A 17,740-nucleotide genomic window follows, 5' to 3' on the forward strand; every position below is an offset into this window, starting at 1 on the left:
GGGCAAAAAAAACCCCCACATCATGTGGGGGAAGACAGGGATGGTGTCTATGGCAAGGAAAACAGGGTTTACTGGTTACTTCGGGTACTGCTATTGCTACTGAAAAACGTCGTTTCTGAGCTTCGCTGCATCCGTGCAACCTTACGCAGCTGGTCCATTCGCTGCTGATGTCTGGTGTTCAAAACCGCTTGCTGCTCGGGCGTTAGCAGATGGAACATCTGGTTGCGGACCTTCGCCATTTCAACCTGGCGAGCAACCTGTTCCTGTGCCATTTTTTCGGCCTGAGCGCGTACAGCGCTTTCGTCAAAATTTTCTGCGGTGACAAGGCGATGCATTGTCTCCATTTCGCTAACATTAACAGGGGGCTGGTCGTGTCGTGCCCTCTGCATCAGATCTCGCATCTGTTGACGCTGATGTTCGGTTAAACTTATGCCGTCAAACATATGGCTCTGGCTACTGTGCTGCGTTGTGTCCTCTTGTGAGGAACCGTTATCGCTGATGATAGCTACAGCAGCCTGGCTAAACGCACTGAACGCCAGCGTTGAGGCCATGACGGCAGCGGTAACTTTGCGCATCACTTGCTCCCAAAATCTTTCGTGTCGCGATTCAACGAGAGACAGTCTACGATTCAGGCTGCAAACATGCGTCAGGGGGTGTAAAACAACGTAAAGTCATGGATTAGACAGCCTTGATGTCGTAATTTCTGCCTCGGAGGTATTTAAACAATGAATAAAATCCTGTTAGTTGATGATGACCGAGAGCTCACATCCCTTTTAAAGGAGTTGCTCGACATGGAAGGTTTCAACGTCCTGGTTGCCCATGATGGCGAGCAGGCGCTGAGTCTCCTTGACGACAGCATCGATTTACTTTTGCTCGACGTCATGATGCCGAAGAAAAACGGTATCGATACGTTGAAAGAGCTTCGCCAGACACACCAGACCCCCGTTATTATGCTGACCGCGCGCGGCAGTGAACTTGACCGCGTACTCGGCCTGGAGCTGGGCGCGGATGACTATTTACCCAAGCCGTTTAACGACCGTGAACTGGTTGCCCGTATTCGCGCTATCCTGCGTCGTTCCCACTGGAGCGAGCAGCAGCAAAATACCGAGAACAGCTCACCGACCCTGGAAGTGGACTCCCTGAGCCTGAACCCGGGCCGTCAGGAAGCGAGCTTCGATGGCCAGACGCTGGAATTGACCGGTACGGAGTTCACCCTGCTGTATCTGCTGGCGCAGCACCTCGGCCAGGTGGTATCACGTGAACATTTGAGTCAGGAAGTGCTGGGCAAACGCCTCACCCCGTTTGACCGCGCCATTGATATGCACATCTCTAACCTGCGCCGTAAGCTGCCGGAGCGTAAAGACGGTCACCCGTGGTTTAAAACCCTGCGTGGTCGCGGTTATCTGATGGTTTCCGCTTCATGATTGGAAGCTTAACCGCCCGCATCTTCGCCATCTTCTGGCTGACGCTGGCACTGGTTTTAATGCTCGTCCTGATGTTGCCAAAACTCGACTCACGCCAGATGACGGAGCTTCTCGACAGCGAGCAACGTCAGGGCGTGATGATCGAGCAGCACGTGGAAGCCGAGCTGGCAAACGATCCGCCAAACGATTTGATGTGGTGGCGCAGGCTGTTTCGCGCTATCGATAAGTGGGCTCCGCCCGGACAACGCCTTTTGCTGGTCACCAGCGAAGGCCGCGTGATTGGGGCCGATCGCAACGAAATGCAGATCATCCGCAACTTCATTGGTCAGGCGGATAACGCCGATCACCCCCAGAAGAAGAAATATGGCCGCGTAGAGATGGTGGGGCCTTTCTCCGTCAGAGACGGGGAAGACAATTATCAGCTCTACCTGATCCGTCCGGCGAGCAACTCCCAGTCCGATTTTATCAACCTGCTGTTTGACCGTCCTCTCCTGCTGCTGATTGTGACGATGCTCGTCAGCTCGCCGCTGCTGTTATGGCTGGCGTGGAGCCTGGCAAAACCGGCCCGTAAGCTGAAAAATGCCGCCGATGAAGTGGCACAGGGTAACCTGCGACAACACCCCGAACTGGAAGCCGGACCGCAGGAGTTTCTTGCCGCCGGAACCAGTTTTAACCAGATGGTCAGCGCCCTCGATCGCATGATGACGGCCCAGCAACGTCTGTTGTCTGATATCTCACACGAACTGCGAACCCCGCTTACACGCCTGCAGCTTGGCACCGCGCTGCTGCGTCGCCGCAGCGGTGAGAGTAAAGAGCTGGAGCGCATCGAGACGGAAGCCCAGCGTCTGGACAGTATGATTAACGACCTGCTGGTCATGTCGCGCAATCAGCAGAAAAACGCGCTGGTGAGCGAAACGGTGAAAGCCAATCACCTGTGGCATGAAGTGCTGGATAACGCGGCGTTTGAAGCGGAACAGATGGGCAAATCGTTCACCGTCAACTTCCCGCCGGGGCCATGGCCGCTGTATGGTAACCCCAACACGCTGGAAAGCGCGCTGGAGAATATCGTGCGTAACGCCCTGCGCTACTCGCACACGAAGATTGAGGTCGCCTTCTCGGTGGATAAAGACGGGATTACCGTTATTGTGGATGACGACGGTCCTGGCGTCAGCCCGGAAGACCGCGAGCAGATCTTCCGTCCGTTCTACCGCACCGACGAGGCGCGCGACCGTGAATCCGGCGGTACGGGATTAGGCCTCGCGATTGTGGAAACCGCCATGCAGCAACACCGTGGCTGGGTGAAAGCCGACGACAGCCCGCTGGGCGGGTTGCGGTTAACGCTGTGGCTGCCGTTGTATAAGCGTTCGTAATCCCCCCTCACCCCGGCCCTCTCCCCAAAGGGGCGAGGGTGAAAAGACCGCACCGAGCCGTCCCCTCTCCCCTTTGGGGAGAGGGTTAGGGTGAGGGGTGCCGTTATTTCCCCCACAATCTCCGCGAATTATCTTCGATCTTGCCGTGTAAACGCCGCTTCTGCATCGTTCTTGTCCAGCTGGTCGATAACCCCGCCGCCGACAATAGGCGATGATATTGCTCGTCATCAAACGGCATATGCCAGGCAATGGCGCAGGCGTCATAAACAGACACCTCACTCAGACGTGATGCCAGCTCAAGCGGCGCATCCGCTGACACCTGCCCCGCCAGCACCACCCGGTACAGCCAGCCGGTTTTACCCGTATTTTGCAGTTGAGCGGACATGTCATGAATGCCGAAATGGTAGTTGAGCTTGAAGCACGGCGAGCGCGGTTGGGTGACCTGGATCAGGGCATCGCCCCAGCGGTAGATATCGCCAATAAACACGTTCTTTTCGGTCAGCCCTTCGGTGGAGAGGTTCTCGCCAAACGCGGGGGCGACAAAGAGGTCCGCCTGCTCGGGGAACTCGGTTCTCCAGTGCTGATAGTGTTCGCGCGGGTAGTGACACAGCGCGCGATCGGGTCCGCCATGGATTTTCTTTTCGGCCTGCTCGTCACCCGCAAGTCCGAGGTCGGTTAACATCAGCTCGCCGTCGACCTGAATTTTGGCGATGGCACTCGGGCGGCTGCCGTCGTACTCCCTTACCTTGCCTGTAAATACATTCACCGGATAATGCATCGCTGCTCCTTTCTGCAGATACAAAAAAAGCGAGTCATCAGACTCGCTTCTCACAGGCGTCAATGCAACCTTATTTTTTCGCGGCGAAACGCGCTGCTGCTTCGTCCCAGTTCACCACGTCCCAGAACGCTTTGATGTAGTCCGGGCGACGGTTCTGGAATTTCAGGTAGTAAGCGTGTTCCCACACGTCCAGGCCCAGGATTGGGAAACCGGATGCGCCAGAGATCGCTTCACCCATCAGCGGGGAGTCCTGGTTAGCGGTAGAAACCACGGCCAGTTTGTCACCTTTCAGTACCAGCCACGCCCAGCCAGAGCCGAAACGGGTGGCAGCGGCTTTTTCGAATTCCGCTTTGAAGTTGTCAACGGAACCAAAATCGCGCTCGATAGCCGCTTTCAGGTCGCCCTGCAGAGTGGTACCGGTTTTCAGGCCTTTCCAGAACAGGCTGTGGTTCGCGTGACCGCCAGCGTTGTTGCGCAGAACGGTTTTCTTGTCTGCTGGCAGCTGGTCCAGCTTGGTGATCAGCTCTTCAACAGGCAGGTTAGCGAACTCTGGCAGGTTTTCCAGCGCAGCATTCGCGTTGTTCACATAGGTCTGGTGGTGTTTAGTGTGATGGATTTCCATCGTCTGCTTGTCGAAATGCGGTTCCAGTGCGTCGTAGGCATACGGCAGGGATGGCAGTGTATAACTCATAATCCTCTCCATTATTGTCGGGCGGCACAGCTGTTAATGCCGCGTAAGCAGTTGGTTCATTATAGTTAATTAAATGATATTGAAAATGATTATCAATGCCGTAGTTTTTATAAGGTTATTCATTTTCTGACCAAAGCTAAAAGGGTGAATGGGATCAGGACGTTAATGGACTTCTACCGCCTTATTGCCTGCCGCAATCTCACGCCTGCTGCTCAGCGTAAAGGCTGACACCACCGTAATCGCCAGCACGAAACAGCCCAGCATCAGGTACGTCTCCTGGAAGCCGATTCGGTCGTACATATTACCGGCAAAGGCAGAAAGGAAAATCGCCGCCGACTGCTTGGCAAACTGGAAGCCAATCAGGTAGATAGTGGCCGACAGACGGGTGTCAAACACCCCGGTGATGTATTTGAACGCCCCCACCAGCAGGAACGGCACCTCCAGCGCATGCAGCATCTTCAGGGCGATCACTTCTACAGCGGTGGTGGCAAATGACGAGCCGATAATGCGCGTCGCCATAATCACCCCGGCGATCAGCAGCGTGTTTTTCGCGCCGATGCGGTTAATGATCCACGGCGAGCAGAACATGATGATGGCGTTACAAATTTCCCCGGCTGTCGTCGCAAAACCAAAAGCGCGGGTTCCCTCCTGAGGCGTCGCGAAGAAGGTTTTGAAGAAGGTGGCAAACTGCTGGTCGAAGACGTCATAGACGCAGGCCACGCCAATCACGTACAGGATAAACATCCACATTCTGCGCTGGCGAAACAGGTTAAAGACGGTTCTGGCTGTAATCTGCGGCTGGTTGGCGCCCAGGGCGTTCATTACCTGCGCCGTCTGGTTGGGCTTCGGCTTCGCGACCACCAGCAATAGCATCAACAGCAGCGCCGCCCCCGAACCCATCCAGAAGACATACGACGGATCGATGCCAAACAGGATGCCCCCCGTTGAGGCGCACAGCCCCCAGCCAAGACAGCCGAACATGCGCGCCTTGCCGTATTCAAAGAAGCTGTTGCGGCTTACGCGTTCGATATAGGCCTCAATCGCCCCCGATCCCGCCGAGAAAACAAAGCCGATGTACAGCCCGCCGCTCAGCGCCCCCAGCCAGATATTGGTTTTCAGCAGCGGTGCGAAAACGTACAGGAAGAAGGGGGCAAACAGAAACAGCAGCACGGAGATAATCCACAACAGATGTTTTTTTAACCCCAGCTTGTCCGAAATCACCCCCAGTACCGGCTGGAAGGCGATAGCTGATAGCGAGATGCAGGAGAAAACAATCCCGGTATGGGTTTTGTTTAGCCCGATGATGTCCGACAGCCAGATGGGCAGGAACGGAAAGCAGGTGGCCATGATGAAGAAGTAGAGAAAGAAGAACAGCCCGAAAATCCAGAAGTTAGGGTTGTCTTTGTGGGTACAGGTTGTTGTGTTCATTATTTTTATCCTCAACGGAGGGCCGGGTCTCCGGCCCGTCACCCTTACACGCGTTCCACGCCAATCAGAATGGCGGTTTCCGGATCCAGAATCGGCAGCGCAATCCCTGCCTGCATCAGCCACTCACCGCTCACCGTTTGCGGCGCGTCCATCCACGCCGGCAGCCTGCGCATGGTGTGCCCACCCTCACCCGTAATCTGAATATTCGGGTTATCGAGCAGCGTGATGCGGTACTGCGCGCTGGCTTCTAACCCCGGCATGCGCAGCGGCATCATCAGGGTGTAATCCGGCATCGCGAGCTGGCTGACCATAAACAGTCCGTACGTCTTATCTTCGCTCACGATGCCCTGCGCCATCGTGGTGGCGTCCGGCATATCCACGCGCCACTGGGTACCGCGATGGATCACCTCACGCCACTGCTTGTGCAAGGCGGCATAGTGACGATATCCCTCGAGCTCTTTCTCATCCACGGTGAGTGGATCCAGCTCCAGCCCCATATGGCCAAACAGCGCAGTCAAACCGCGGAATTCAATGCTGTGCTGGCGGAAGGTGGCATGACATTTATGATGACCGATATGCGCGCCCATCACTTCCGGCGGGAAAAAATAGCTCATACCGCGCTGGATAGTGTTTCGCTCCAGCGCATCGTTATTGTCGGACGCCCAGAAGCGGTGGCAGCGGGTCAGGACCTCATAATCGATTCGTCCACCACCAGAGGAGCAGGATTCGAATTCGATGTGCGGGAAGCGTTCGCCCAGCACGTCTAACAGACGATAAAACTGACGGGTTTGAGCGTCGGCCGCGGCTTTGCCGTTATGTCCCGGCTGCACCAGCTCGCGATTCATGTCCCATTTCACGTAGTCGACCGCATGCTCGCCCAGCAGCCAGCTCATGCGCGTCAGCAGGTAATCAAACGCGTCCGGAATGTTCAGGTTAAGCACCAGCTGGTGTCGCCCGGTCACCTGGGGGTAGCCTGGCAGCGCCAGAACCCAGTCAGGGTGCGCGCGATACAAATCAGAATCGGGGTTAATCATCTCCGGCTCAACCCAGATGCCAAACTCCATGCCAAGCTGTTTGACGTGGTTGATTACCGGCGTCAGGCCATCAGGGTATTTTTTTTCGTCCAGATACCAGTCACCCAGCGCGGCACGATCGTCGTTGCGGCCTTTAAACCAGCCGTCGTCAATGATAAAGCGTTCCACGCCCAGCGCTGCGGCCTCGTCGGCCATACGCATGATGTAGTCCGGGTCGTGACTGAAGTAGATCCCCTCCCAGGTGTTGAGGTGGACAGGACGCGGTTTGTTTTCCGGAAAGCGGATGACGTTGTCGCGCAGGTAACGGTGGAACTGCTGGCTCATGCCGTTCAGTCCCTGCGCGGAGTAGCTGGCATACAGGCGCGGCGTCCAGAGCGTGTCGCCCTCTTCAATCGCCACCTCACCCGGCAGGTAGAGCGCTTCGGCCTGAATATAACGGCGACCATCGGTTTTCGCTTCCGCGCGCAGGCGGTGGTTGCCGCTCCAGCCCAGATGCACACCCCAGACGTCGCCGTGCATTTCACTGAACGATGGCGTACCCGAAATCAGCGCCGGGAAGTGTTCGTGGGACGTTTTACCCCGGCGATTTTCAATCACGAAACTGTCGTGCTCAAGCATGACGCGGTGCGGCTGAAATTCACGGATCCAGCGTCCGTGGAAGGCCAGCACCTCCCGCGCGCGCTCGGCGACCGGCAGCGTGACGGCGAAACGGTCCACCTGCCATACCTGGGATTTCAGGTTGGTTAAGCCATGACGCACCGCCAGCACGCCGCTGGCATCCAGCGCCATTTCGCTGGTCAGGCGCAGGCCCGCATGTTCATCTTCTGCCGTAATTGTCAGGGTTTGTCCCTGCTGCTGTACGTCCGTGGTGGTGAAAACCGGGGAACCGTCCAGCCCCTGTCGGTGCCCCTCAATGCCGGGCGATCCAAACAGGCCGTGCCCCAGTTCAGCCATCAGCGTGACCGGAGAATCAACGTCCAGCCTGCCGTTGGCCACCGGACGTGCGAGCGTAGCGACATCCTGCGGCGAAAAGTGGTGAAGGTGCGGCCCCCAGTAGAGAATTTCTGCAAACGGGTGCGTTTTAATCACCACGTCTACCGTGTCGCTTACAAGTCGTAAAATGGGATCGTGCATCAGGCATCTCCTGTCATCGGAATGACCTGAGTGTTGATCCGAAACGTTTCGGATACAAACCAAAACGTTTCGGATCTGTGATCGAGTTTGGAATTTTACGAGATTTAAGCCGTCTGGCCCTGGAAGAACTCCGGCTGCCAGAGTACCTGAAGCGTGTCGATATCGTCGCCATTAATCAGCTGGCGCACCATATCGGCAATCTGCTTTCCGACGCCCTGACGGGTAGACTGGATCACTGCCGCCACGTCGATATCAACAATGCTGTCCTGGGGTAAGCCGTCGTAGACCACCAGCGAGACGGCATTTTCGCCAGTAAGGCGTCCCATCTGCGCCAGCGCCATTGCCGCGCCGTCGCCGTGGGTGTTGCAGTCGGTAATGATGGCCGTGGGAGGCTGCGGCAGAGCGAGCAGCGCTTTCGTGGTGGCATACCCCAAGCGGCGCGAAGGGGGCATGGCGCGCAGCCACTCGCTGGATAGCCCGGCTTCCCGTAACGCGTCCAGATAGCCCTGGCGACGCTGGGCGATAAATGCCTGATTGTTGCTTTCGCCCAGTAGCGCAATGCGTTGATGCCCTTTCTCGATCAGCCAGCGGGTGGCGTGATACGTGCCGGCATAGTTGTCGAAATCGAACCACGCATACGGCTGCGGCAGCTGGCTGCGCCCGAGCGCCAGAAACGGGAACCCGGCGGCCTGAAGTTGCTCAAGACGCGGATCATGATCCAGCGTATGCGCCACAATCAGCGCATCCACGCGCCGGCTTTGAACCATGCGCATATAGCTGTGCTTGTCCGCCAGATCATCATCGGCGATGAGCAGTAAGTCGATTTCATGTCGCGCCAGTTCGTGGCTAATTTCGCCGACCATGTCCATAAAAACGCTGTTATTGAGCGGAACAGGATGCACTGGAAAAACGAGCCCGACGGCATCAATTTTGCCCATCTTCAGGCGGCGGGCAAACGTATTTGGTCGATAGCCACGGCGCTGGGCCTCCGCTTCCACGCGGGCACGCGTCTCGGCGGAGACGTCATCATACCCGTTAAGCGCACGGCTGACGGTGGTGACAGACAGCCCCAGTTCTTTAGCAATTGCTTTAAGCGACATGATTTTCCGTATCTTCGTTAATTTTGTTCCGCCACCAGCAGCGCGTAGGTGTCTGGCTCCAGGGCTTTAAAGATATGCGGCTGATCTGCGGGGTAGCAAATATAGTCCCCTGCCCCAAGCTCTTCCGCGGCGTCGAGCAGCCCGACCAGCGCGCGTCCCTGCGTCACAATAATATGTTCAACCGAGCCAGGTGAATGTGGTTGAGAGAGACGATCGGCACCCGGTTGGGTCATCAGAAGGTAGATATCACGGCGTGCACCCGGGGGGCATGCCGCCAGCAAAATGGCTTCGTAGTTCGCCTGCCCGGCGACCACTTTCGTCCCCTCGCCGCGGCGGATCACCTGGGTGGTCGGAAGCTGTGGCTCAAGCAAGCGGGCAAAAGGAATATCCAGCGCCACGCAGAGCGACCACAGCGTTTCCAGGCTAGGGTTACCGTTGCCGGACTCCAGCTGGGAAAGAGTGGATTTAGCGATCCCGGCACGACGGGCAATTTCCGCCAGTGAAAGTCCGGTTCGCAGGCGTTCTCGCACCAGACTTTTGGCGATCACGCTGATTGGCTGCGTCATAAAACGGCCTCTTGTTCTATAAATCGAACGAATCGTTCATCTTGAAAAACAGTTCAGTTGCGTTCATTATAATGGATAAACGTTCGATATGGCTAAAATTGTATGAAGCATCATCTCTCTTGTCTGAAAGGCGACACCATTAAAGCGATCATCCTGGTTTGCCTCGCGGTCGGCGTGGTCGGGATGTCATACGGCTCCCTGGCAATGGCCTACGGTTTTCCGGTCTGGGTCCCGTTTGTGCTCTCCATTACCGTGCTCGCGGGCGCGTCCGAATTTATGTTTATTGGTATTGTGGCGAGCGGCGGGAACCCGCTGGCAGCGGCGGCGGCGGGGTTGCTGGTCAACGCGCGCCATGTGCCGTTTGGCGTGACGGTGCGTGAACTGGTGGGCAAACGGGGGTTGAGCCTTCTTGGATGCCACATCATGAACGACGAAAGCGTGGTGTTTGGTCTGTCGCAAAAAACGCCCGAACAGCGCAAGGCGGCCTACTGGCTATGCGGTTTAGGGGTGGCCATTATCTGGCCACTGGGGGCCCTGCTGGGCGCCATGGTCGGCAAATTGCTCCCGGATCCGGAAACCATCGGCCTGGATGCGGTCTTCCCGGCCATATTGCTGGCACTTGTGGTTCCCGCGTTTAAAAACCGTACCACGCTCATCCGCGCCTGCAGCGGTGCCGTTCTGTCGCTGGCCGCCGTGCCGTTTGCCCCGGTGGGCTTACCGGTTCTGCTCTCTTTACTGGGTCTCGCGGCGAGGAAAAAATAATGGGAAATATGACGTTTTTTATTCTTGGTATCGCAATTTTGTCTGCGGGAACCTATCTGATGCGTCTTGGCGGGGCAAAACTCGGCAGCAGGCTGGCATTATCGGAGCGTTCACAGGCGCTGCTGTCAGATGCGGCAACGGTGTTGCTGTTTTCCGTGGCGCTGGCGACCACCTTTTATGAAGGTGACCATTTTGCCGGCATGGCACGCGTATTGGGCGTCGCGTTTGCGGTGTTTCTTGCCTGGCGAAAAATGCCGTTAATTGTGGTGATCGTTGCGGCGGCGGTAGTGACGGCGCTGCTGCGTCTGGCGGGCATAAACTAAAAAAGCGCCCCGGGGGCGCTCTTTCGACGGTGTGACAGCTTATTTGGTCAGTTCAGCGGTCATATGTACGCGGTTACCGCTGAATGCCTGGGTAATTTTGTACGATGATGCACCTGCTTCCTGAGCCTGTGCAGCAATTTTTGCTTCTGCACCGTCCAGCGTAGAGGCGGAAGCGGTTACTGTCTGCGCAGCGAAAGAACCGAAAGAAGCAGCCAGAGCGATTACAGCGACAAAAGTTTTGATGCTTTTCATGATTTAAACCCTTTCATTAAGTTGTTTAGATAAGGCACTGTGCCTTGATGTGATAAATACTAGACCTCATCACGAACAACTAAAAGCGGAAGGATTTGCTATTATCATTCAAAATTACTGATCAACTATTAATCGCTGTGGATGGGTATAAATGGTTGCCCTTCCCGGCTTGCAGAAGCCCACCAGCGTCAGGTTGCAGCGCTCCGCCACCTCTACCGCCAGCGTGGTTGCCGCCGATACGGCAAACAGGATCTCCACCCCGCACATCGCCGATTTTTGCACCATCTCATAGCTGGCGCGGCTGGAAACAAGTGCCGCGCCCTGCTGCCAGACCTCACTTTCCCGCGCACGACGACCCAGCAGCTTATCCAGCGCCACGTGGCGGCCAACGTCCTCATGTCCCCCGGCAATATCGCCCGACGGCAATACCCACGCTGCTGCGTGCGTGCAGCCGCTCAGCTGGCCGATGGGCTGAACATCGTTGAGATGCTCAAGCGCATAGTCGAGGTGTGCCAGATTAAAGGTCTGCGTGAACGGCAGAGGTACAACAGGCTTGCCAATATCGTTGAGCTGCTCAACACCACACACGCCGCAGCCGGTGCGCCCGGCTAGTGCGCGACGGCGCTCTTTTAACCCCATAAAGCGGCGGCTGGAGAGTTCGATTTGCACCTCAAGGCCGTTGCATGCCTGCACCACGTCCATGCCGTAGATCTCCTGCGGGTGCTCAATGATGCCTTCCGAAAGGGAGAATCCTGTCGCGAACAGTTCGAGATCTTTTGGCGAAGCCATCATCACCACATGCGAGATGCCGTTGTAAACGAGTGCAACAGGTACCTCTTCCGCCAGATAATCAGGCGTGGCGTGGGCAATGTGGGGCGGCCTGTATACCGACAATTCCACAATGCCGGCAGGCAGGGGTGACGAATGGGGGGCACGATTTTGTTTAGACACAGCGCTATTCCTGAACAACCACGACGGTAAGCCTGCTATTGCAGCACAAACCACAGGCTTTACGCATAGTATGGATCAACTATTCGACAACCATTCTCCTACTCATTCAGAAGGGGTGCAACCTGGCACCCGCTACACCACTTTAACATGCAGCGCTATTAACGTGATCAATATCACACTTTATAATCAGCATGGTGATAATACGTTCACTTTGTATTAACGCCATTAGAACAGCGGTACCAACATTGTGGTATTCTGATGATATCCCTCGTGGAATTGAGGGATTAACGCAAATTTTTTCCTTTGCGGTCCTTCTTCAACCGCGAAGTCAAAACACTATATGTAAGCAATGTCGAAACAAGGAGTGACCCATGCAGGTCAGCAGAAGGCAGTTCTTTAAGATCTGCGCTGGCGGTATGGCAGGCACCACGGCAGCGGCACTGGGCTTTGCGCCCGGCGTAGCGCTGGCGGAAACGCGGCAGTATAAACTGCTACGCACCCGCGAAACCCGTAATACCTGTACGTACTGCTCTGTCGGTTGCGGGCTGTTGATGTATAGCCTCGGCGACGGTGCTAAAAACGCCAAAGCGTCTATTTTCCATATCGAAGGCGACCCGGATCATCCGGTCAACCGCGGCGCGTTGTGCCCGAAAGGGGCGGGTCTGGTGGACTTTATCCACTCCGAAAGCCGCCTGAAATTCCCTGAATATCGCGCGCCTGGCTCCGACAAATGGCAGCAAATCAGCTGGGAAGAGGCGTTCGACCGCATCGCTAAACTGATTAAAGAAGACCGCGATGCCAACTTTATTGAGAAGAACGCCGACGGCGTTACGGTCAACCGCTGGCTCTCCACCGGGATGCTGTGCGCCTCTGCTTCCAGCAACGAAACCGGTTATTTAACCCAGAAATTCACGCGCGCACTCGGTATGCTCGCGGTCGACAACCAGGCGCGTGTCTGACACGGACCAACGGTAGCAAGTCTTGCTCCAACATTTGGTCGCGGTGCGATGACCAACCACTGGGTCGACATCAAGAACGCCAATCTCATTGTGGTGATGGGCGGTAACGCCGCTGAAGCGCACCCTGTCGGGTTCCGCTGGGCGATGGAAGCCAAAATCCACAACGGTGCGAAACTGATTGTGATCGATCCCCGCTTTACGCGTACTGCGTCGGTGGCGGATTTCTACACCCCTATTCGTTCAGGTACTGACATCACTTTCCTGTCAGGCGTCTTGCTGTACCTGATGACCCACGAAAAATATAACCGCGAATACACCGAAGCCTATACCAACGCCAGCCTGATCGTGCGTGAGGATTACCACTTCGAAGATGGTCTGTTCAGCGGTTATGACGCCGAAAAACGCAAATACGACAAAACCAGCTGGAACTACGAGCTGGACGAGAAAGGCTTTGCGAAGCGCGATACTACCCTGCAACACCCGCGCTGCGTGTGGAACCTGCTGAAAGAGCACGTCTCCCGCTACACGCCGGAAGTTGTCGAGAACATCTGTGGTACACCGAAGGCGGATTTCCTGAAGGTGTGCGAGCTTATCGCCGAAACCAGCGCGAAAGATAAAACCGCGTCGTTCCTGTACGCCCTCGGCTGGACGCAACACTCCATCGGCGCACAGAACATCCGTACCATGGCGATGGTTCAATTGCTGCTCGGTAACATGGGGATGGCAGGCGGCGGCGTGAACGCCCTGCGCGGTCACTCCAACATTCAGGGCCTGACCGACCTCGGTCTGCTGTCTCAAAGCCTGCCGGGCTATATGAACCTGCCAAGCGAGAAACAGACCGACCTGCAAACCTACCTGACCGCCAGCACGCCTAAACCACTGCTCGAAGGCCAGGTGAACTACTGGGGCAACTATCCGAAGTTCTTCGTCTCGATGATGAAAGCCTTCTTCGGCGACAAAGCGACGGCGGAAAACAGCTGGGGCTTTGACTGGCTGCCGAAGTGGGACAAAGGTTACGACGTTCTGCAGTATTTCGAGATGATGCACCAGGGCAAAGTGAACGGCTATCTGTGCCAGGGCTTTAACCCGGTTGCATCGTTCCCGAACAAGAACAAGGTTGTTGAGTCGCTGTCGAAACTGAAGTTCCTGGTGACAATTGACCCGCTCAATACCGAGACCTCAACGTTCTGGCAGAACCACGGTGAATCGAACGATGTCGACCCATCGAAGATTCAGACCGAAGTGTTCCGCCTGCCATCGACCTGCTTCGCGGAAGAGAACGGCTCTATCGTCAACTCCGGACGCTGGCTGCAGTGGCACTGGAAAGGCGCGGACGCCCCGGGTATCGCCATGAACGACGGCGAAATCCTGGCCGGCATCTTCTTACGCCTGCGTAAGATGTACGCGGCAGAAGGCGGCGCGAACCCGGAACCGGTCCTGAACATGACCTGGAACTACTCAACGCCAGAAAATCCAGCGCCGGAAGAAGTGGCGATGGAGAGCAACGGTAAGGCGCTGGCGGACGTTATCGACCCGGCCACCGGCACCGTGCTGGCGAAGAAAGGCGATCAGCTCAGTACCTTCGCGCACCTGCGTGATGACGGTACCACCTCCAGCGGCTGCTGGATCTTTGCCGGTAGCTGGACGCCGAAAGGCAACCAGATGGCCAACCGCGATAACGCCGACCCGTCGGGCCTGGGCAATACGCTGGGCTGGGCATGGGCATGGCCACTCAACCGCCGTATCCTCTATAACCGCGCATCCGCTGACCCACAGGGCAACCCGTGGGATCCGAAGCGTCAGCTGCTGAAATGGGACGGCGCGAAATGGGGCGGCGTGGATATTCCGGACTACAGCACTGCCCCTCCGGGTAGCGATGTCGGGCCGTTTATTATGCAGCCTGAAGGGATGGGACGTCTGTTTGCTATCGATAAGATGGCGGAAGGGCCGTTCCCGGAACACTACGAGCCGTTTGAGACGCCGCTGGGCACCAACCCGCTGCACCCGAACGTGGTCTCTAACCCGGCAGCCCGTATCTTCAAGGGCGATTTCGACGCGCTGGGGAAAAAAGACAAGTTCCCGTATGTGGGCACCACTTATCGTCTGACCGAACACTTCCACTACTGGACCAAGCACGCGCTGCTTAACGCCATCGCGCAGCCGGAACAGTTTGTGGAGATCGGAGAGAAGTTGGCGAACAAGCTCGGCATTGCCCATGGCGATACCGTTAAGGTCTCTTCTAACCGTGGCTACATCAAAGCCAAGGCCGTAGTGACCAAGCGTATTCGCACGCTGAACGTTCACGGCCAGCAGGTGGATACCATCGGTATTCCGATCCACTGGGGTTATGAGGGCGTGGCGAAGAAAGGGTTCATTGCGAACACCCTGACGCCGTTCGTCGGCGATGCGAACACGCAGACGCCGGAGTTTAAGGCCTTCCTCGTGAACGTGGAAAAGGTGTAACGGAGACGACTTATGGCTTATCAATCTCAGGACATTATCCGTCGTTCCGCGACTAACAGTTTCACGCCCGCGCCTCAGGCGCGGGACCACCAGCAGGAAGTGGCTAAGCTCATCGACGTGACCACCTGTATTGGCTGTAAAGCGTGTCAGGTGGCGTGCTCGGAGTGGAACGACATCCGTGACGAAGTGGGTCATAACGTCGGGGTGTACGACAACCCGGCGGATCTGACCGCCAAGTCCTGGACGGTGATGCGTTTCTCTGAAGTGGAGCAGAACGACAAACTGGAATGGCTTATCCGCAAAGATGGCTGTATGCACTGCGCGGATCCTGGCTGCCTGAAGGCGTGCCCGTCAGAAGGGGCTATCATTCAGTATGCGAACGGTATCGTCGACTTCCAGTCTGAGCAGTGCATTGGCTGCGGCTACTGCATCGCGGGCTGTCCGTTCAACGTGCCGCGACTGAACCCGGAAGACAACCGCGTCTACAAATGTACGTTGTGCGTCGACCGCGTTAACGTCGGCCAGGAGCCTGCCTGCGTGAAGACCTGCCCAACCGGCGCTATCCACTTTGGTTCAAAAGAGGATATGAAAACGCTGGCGGCAGAGCGCGTGGGCGAGCTGAAAACCCGTGGTTACGACAACGCAGGCCTGTACGATCCGGCCGGGGTTGGCGGTACACACGTGATGTACGTTCTGCATCACGCCGACAAGCCGAATCTGTATCACGGCCTGCCGGAGAACCCGGAGATCAGCGCCACCGTGAAATTCTGGAAAGGCATCTGGAAACCGCTGGCAGCGGTTGGTTTTGCTGCCACCTTCGCAGCGAGCATCTTCCACTACGTCGGCGTCGGACCGAACCGCGCGGAAGAGGAAGACGACAACCTGCATGAAGAGAAAGACGAGGTGCGCAAATGAAAAAACGTGACACCATCGTGCGCTACACCGCGCCGGAACGCATCAACCACTGGATCACCGCCTTCTGCTTCATGCTGGCGGCGATAAGCGGGCTGGGGTTCTTCTTCCCCTCCTTCAACTGGCTGATGCAGGTACTGGGAACGCCACAGCTGGCGCGCATCCTTCACCCGTTCGTGGGTGTGGTGATGTTTGCCTCGTTTATCATCATGTTTTTCCGCTACTGGCACCATAACCTAATCAATCGGGATGATATCTTTTGGGCGAAGAATATTCGTAAGATCGTCGTCAACGAGGAAGTAGGTGACACCGGGCGCTATAACTTCGGCCAGAAATGCGTATTCTGGGCGGCGATTATCTTCCTGGTCCTGTTGCTGGTCAGCGGCGTGATCATCTGGCGTCCGTACTTTGCGCCTGCTTTCTCAATCCCGGTGATCCGATTCGCGCTGATGCTGCATTCATTTGCCGCAGTGGCGTTAATTGTGGTTATCATGGTGCATATCTACGCCGCCCTTTGGGTAAAAGGCACCATTACCGCGATGGTGGAAGGCTGGGTAACCAGCACGTGGGCGAAGAAACATCACCCGCGCTGGTACCGAGAAGTTCGCCAGAAACAGGAAAAGTCATCTGAATGAGTATTCGCATAATCCCGCAAGATGAGCTGGGGTCGAGCGAGAAACGCACGGCGGAATATATTCCGCCGTTGTTATTCCCCAGACTCAAGAACCTCTACAACCGCCGCGCAGAACGTCTGCGCGAGCTGGCAGAGAACAACCCGCTGGGCGATTTTCTGCGTTTTGCCGCGCTGGTTGCCCATGCGCAGGAAGTGGTGCTGTACGACCATCCGCTGCAAATGGATCTGACCGCGCGCATCAAAGAAGCCAACGCGCAGGGCAAGCCGCCGCTCGATATCCACGTCCTGCCGCGCGACAAGCACTGGCATAAGCTGCTGCATTCGCTGATTGCCGAGCTGAAGCCTGAGATGAGCGGTACCGCGCTGGCGGTCATCGAGAATCTGGAGAAAGCGTCCGAGCAGGAGCTGGAAGAGATGGCGAGCGCGCTGTTCGCGTCCGACTTCTCACAGGTCAGCAGCGATAAAGCGCCGTTTATCTGGGCTGCGCTGTCGCTTTATTGGGCGCAAATGGCAAGCCTGATCCCCGGCAAAGCTCGCGCCGAATACGGTGAAGCGCGTCAGTTCTGCCCGGTGTGTGGCTCCATGCCGGTCTCAAGCATGGTACAAATTGGCACCACCCAGGGGCTACGTTACCTGCACTGCAACCTGTGTGAAACTGAGTGGCACGTGGTGCGTGTGAAATGCAGCAACTGCGAGCAGACCCGCGATCTGAACTACTGGTCGCTGGAAAACGAAGACGCGGCGGTGAAAGCCGAAAGCTGCGGTGACTGCGGGACCTACCTGAAGATTCTGTATCAGGAAAAAGACCCGAAAGTTGAAGCGGTCGCTGACGATCTCGCCTCGCTAATTCTGGATGCGAAAATGGAGCAGGAGGGCTTTGCCCGCAGCTCTATCAACCCGTTCCTGTTCCCGGGTGAAGGGGAGTAATTCCCTGTGACAGTGCCGGGCGGCGCGTGCTT

At 56.6% G+C, this 17,740-nt stretch carries 17 protein-coding genes; 8 read left to right on the forward strand and 9 right to left on the reverse strand.

What is annotated here, in order from left to right; translation table 11 throughout:
• Positions 1-68 precede the first annotated feature (68 nt).
• Positions 69-575: a cell-envelope stress modulator CpxP gene (cpxP, locus tag SP99_RS22030; protein WP_025758810.1), complete on the reverse strand. Its 507-nt coding sequence runs from the start codon at positions 573-575 to the stop codon at positions 69-71.
• Positions 576-725: 150 nt separating this feature from the next.
• On the opposite strand from cpxP, the gene cpxR reads away from it, so the two are divergent.
• Both cpxR and cpxA read left to right on the forward strand, forming a co-directional pair.
• The gene (gene cpxR, locus SP99_RS22035; RefSeq protein WP_025758808.1) at positions 726-1,424 is read left to right on the forward strand and encodes an envelope stress response regulator transcription factor CpxR; all 699 of its coding nucleotides are present in this window, start codon (positions 726-728) and stop codon (positions 1,422-1,424) included.
• Positions 1,421-2,794, forward strand: a complete 1,374-nt coding sequence (gene cpxA / locus SP99_RS22040; RefSeq protein WP_025758806.1) for an envelope stress sensor histidine kinase CpxA — start codon at positions 1,421-1,423, stop codon at positions 2,792-2,794. The genes cpxR and cpxA overlap by 4 nt, the downstream gene beginning before the upstream one ends.
• 103 nt (positions 2,795-2,897) lie before the next feature.
• On the opposite strand, the gene yiiM is transcribed toward cpxA, so the two are convergent.
• The 6 genes from yiiM to SP99_RS22070 all read right to left on the reverse strand — a co-directional run bounded on the left by yiiM (position 2,898) and on the right by SP99_RS22070 (position 9,525).
• On the reverse strand, positions 2,898-3,572 hold the full coding sequence (gene yiiM / locus SP99_RS22045; protein WP_047959724.1) for a 6-hydroxyaminopurine reductase: 675 nt from the start codon (positions 3,570-3,572) through the stop codon (positions 2,898-2,900).
• 70 nt (positions 3,573-3,642) lie between these two features.
• The gene (gene sodA, locus SP99_RS22050; protein ID WP_047051664.1) at positions 3,643-4,263 is read right to left on the reverse strand and encodes a superoxide dismutase [Mn]; all 621 of its coding nucleotides are present in this window, start codon (positions 4,261-4,263) and stop codon (positions 3,643-3,645) included.
• Between the two features lie 162 nt (positions 4,264-4,425).
• Positions 4,426-5,691: an MFS transporter gene (locus SP99_RS22055; protein ID WP_025760219.1), complete on the reverse strand. Its 1,266-nt coding sequence runs from the start codon at positions 5,689-5,691 to the stop codon at positions 4,426-4,428.
• 44 nt (positions 5,692-5,735) lie between these two features.
• Positions 5,736-7,859, reverse strand: a complete 2,124-nt coding sequence (locus SP99_RS22060) for an alpha-galactosidase (RefSeq protein ID WP_047959725.1) — start codon at positions 7,857-7,859, stop codon at positions 5,736-5,738.
• A 104-nt stretch (positions 7,860-7,963) separates the two neighbouring features.
• Positions 7,964-8,959, reverse strand: a complete 996-nt coding sequence (locus SP99_RS22065; protein WP_047959726.1) for a LacI family DNA-binding transcriptional regulator — start codon at positions 8,957-8,959, stop codon at positions 7,964-7,966.
• 17 nt (positions 8,960-8,976) lie between these two features.
• The gene (locus tag SP99_RS22070) at positions 8,977-9,525 is read right to left on the reverse strand and encodes a helix-turn-helix domain-containing protein (protein WP_025760217.1); all 549 of its coding nucleotides are present in this window, start codon (positions 9,523-9,525) and stop codon (positions 8,977-8,979) included.
• 102 nt (positions 9,526-9,627) lie between these two features.
• On the opposite strand from SP99_RS22070, the gene SP99_RS22075 reads away from it, so the two are divergent.
• Both SP99_RS22075 and SP99_RS22080 read left to right on the forward strand, forming a co-directional pair.
• Positions 9,628-10,287, forward strand: coding sequence for an AzlC family ABC transporter permease (locus SP99_RS22075; protein WP_032644337.1), 660 nt, complete (start codon positions 9,628-9,630; stop codon positions 10,285-10,287).
• Positions 10,287-10,610, forward strand: coding sequence for an AzlD domain-containing protein (locus SP99_RS22080; protein WP_047959727.1), 324 nt, complete (start codon positions 10,287-10,289; stop codon positions 10,608-10,610). The genes SP99_RS22075 and SP99_RS22080 overlap by 1 nt, the downstream gene beginning before the upstream one ends.
• A 39-nt stretch (positions 10,611-10,649) precedes the next feature.
• On the opposite strand, the gene SP99_RS22085 is transcribed toward SP99_RS22080, so the two are convergent.
• Together SP99_RS22085 and fdhD are read right to left on the reverse strand one after the other, a co-directional pair.
• Positions 10,650-10,862 (reverse strand): YdgH/BhsA/McbA family protein, encoded by a 213-nt coding sequence (locus SP99_RS22085; RefSeq protein WP_010436865.1) that lies wholly within the window; start codon positions 10,860-10,862, stop codon positions 10,650-10,652.
• Positions 10,863-10,976: 114 nt separating this feature from the next.
• Complete coding sequence (gene fdhD, locus SP99_RS22090; protein WP_047959728.1) at positions 10,977-11,813, reverse strand: formate dehydrogenase accessory sulfurtransferase FdhD; 837 nt, start codon at positions 11,811-11,813, stop codon at positions 10,977-10,979.
• Positions 11,814-12,184: 371 nt separating this feature from the next.
• Here fdhD and fdnG point away from each other — a divergent pair, with 371 nt between their 5' ends.
• Genes fdnG through fdhE form a run of 4 tightly spaced genes read left to right on the forward strand, consistent with a single transcriptional unit; the run spans position 12,185 to position 17,708 of the window.
• Positions 12,185-15,235 (forward strand): formate dehydrogenase-N subunit alpha, encoded by a 3,051-nt coding sequence (fdnG, locus tag SP99_RS22100; protein WP_156167811.1) that lies wholly within the window; start codon positions 12,185-12,187, stop codon positions 15,233-15,235.
• 12 nt (positions 15,236-15,247) lie between these two features.
• A complete protein-coding gene (gene fdxH, locus SP99_RS22105; protein WP_025759554.1) occupies positions 15,248-16,150 on the forward strand; it encodes a formate dehydrogenase subunit beta in 903 nt (300 codons plus the stop codon).
• Positions 16,147-16,782: a formate dehydrogenase cytochrome b556 subunit gene (fdoI, locus tag SP99_RS22110; RefSeq protein ID WP_045285696.1), complete on the forward strand. Its 636-nt coding sequence runs from the start codon at positions 16,147-16,149 to the stop codon at positions 16,780-16,782. The genes fdxH and fdoI overlap by 4 nt, the downstream gene beginning before the upstream one ends.
• Positions 16,779-17,708: a formate dehydrogenase accessory protein FdhE gene (fdhE, locus tag SP99_RS22115; RefSeq protein WP_025759557.1), complete on the forward strand. Its 930-nt coding sequence runs from the start codon at positions 16,779-16,781 to the stop codon at positions 17,706-17,708. The genes fdoI and fdhE overlap by 4 nt, the downstream gene beginning before the upstream one ends.
• Positions 17,709-17,740: the final 32 nt, after the last annotated feature.

The sequence above is a fragment of the Enterobacter sp. BIDMC92 genome, from assembly GCF_001030225.1.
Lineage (GTDB): Bacteria > Pseudomonadota > Gammaproteobacteria > Enterobacterales > Enterobacteriaceae > Enterobacter > Enterobacter sichuanensis.

Excerpts from the sequence above, each read along its gene's own strand:
- cpxP (WP_025758810.1), bottom strand. The coding sequence starts at position 575 with ATGCGCAAAGTTACCGCTGCCGTCATGGCCTCAACGCTGGCGTTCAGT.
- cpxR (WP_025758808.1), top strand. The coding sequence starts at position 726 with ATGAATAAAATCCTGTTAGTTGATGATGACCGAGAGCTCACATCCCTT.
- cpxA (WP_025758806.1), top strand. The coding sequence starts at position 1,421 with ATGATTGGAAGCTTAACCGCCCGCATCTTCGCCATCTTCTGGCTGACG.
- yiiM (WP_047959724.1), bottom strand. The coding sequence starts at position 3,572 with ATGCATTATCCGGTGAATGTATTTACAGGCAAGGTAAGGGAGTACGAC.
- sodA (WP_047051664.1), bottom strand. The coding sequence starts at position 4,263 with ATGAGTTATACACTGCCATCCCTGCCGTATGCCTACGACGCACTGGAA.
- SP99_RS22055 (WP_025760219.1), bottom strand. The coding sequence starts at position 5,691 with ATGAACACAACAACCTGTACCCACAAAGACAACCCTAACTTCTGGATT.
- SP99_RS22060 (WP_047959725.1), bottom strand. The coding sequence starts at position 7,859 with ATGCACGATCCCATTTTACGACTTGTAAGCGACACGGTAGACGTGGTG.
- SP99_RS22065 (WP_047959726.1), bottom strand. The coding sequence starts at position 8,959 with ATGTCGCTTAAAGCAATTGCTAAAGAACTGGGGCTGTCTGTCACCACC.
- SP99_RS22070 (WP_025760217.1), bottom strand. The coding sequence starts at position 9,525 with ATGACGCAGCCAATCAGCGTGATCGCCAAAAGTCTGGTGCGAGAACGC.
- SP99_RS22075 (WP_032644337.1), top strand. The coding sequence starts at position 9,628 with ATGAAGCATCATCTCTCTTGTCTGAAAGGCGACACCATTAAAGCGATC.
- SP99_RS22080 (WP_047959727.1), top strand. The coding sequence starts at position 10,287 with ATGGGAAATATGACGTTTTTTATTCTTGGTATCGCAATTTTGTCTGCG.
- SP99_RS22085 (WP_010436865.1), bottom strand. The coding sequence starts at position 10,862 with ATGAAAAGCATCAAAACTTTTGTCGCTGTAATCGCTCTGGCTGCTTCT.
- fdxH (WP_025759554.1), top strand. The coding sequence starts at position 15,248 with ATGGCTTATCAATCTCAGGACATTATCCGTCGTTCCGCGACTAACAGT.
- fdoI (WP_045285696.1), top strand. The coding sequence starts at position 16,147 with ATGAAAAAACGTGACACCATCGTGCGCTACACCGCGCCGGAACGCATC.
- fdhE (WP_025759557.1), top strand. The coding sequence starts at position 16,779 with ATGAGTATTCGCATAATCCCGCAAGATGAGCTGGGGTCGAGCGAGAAA.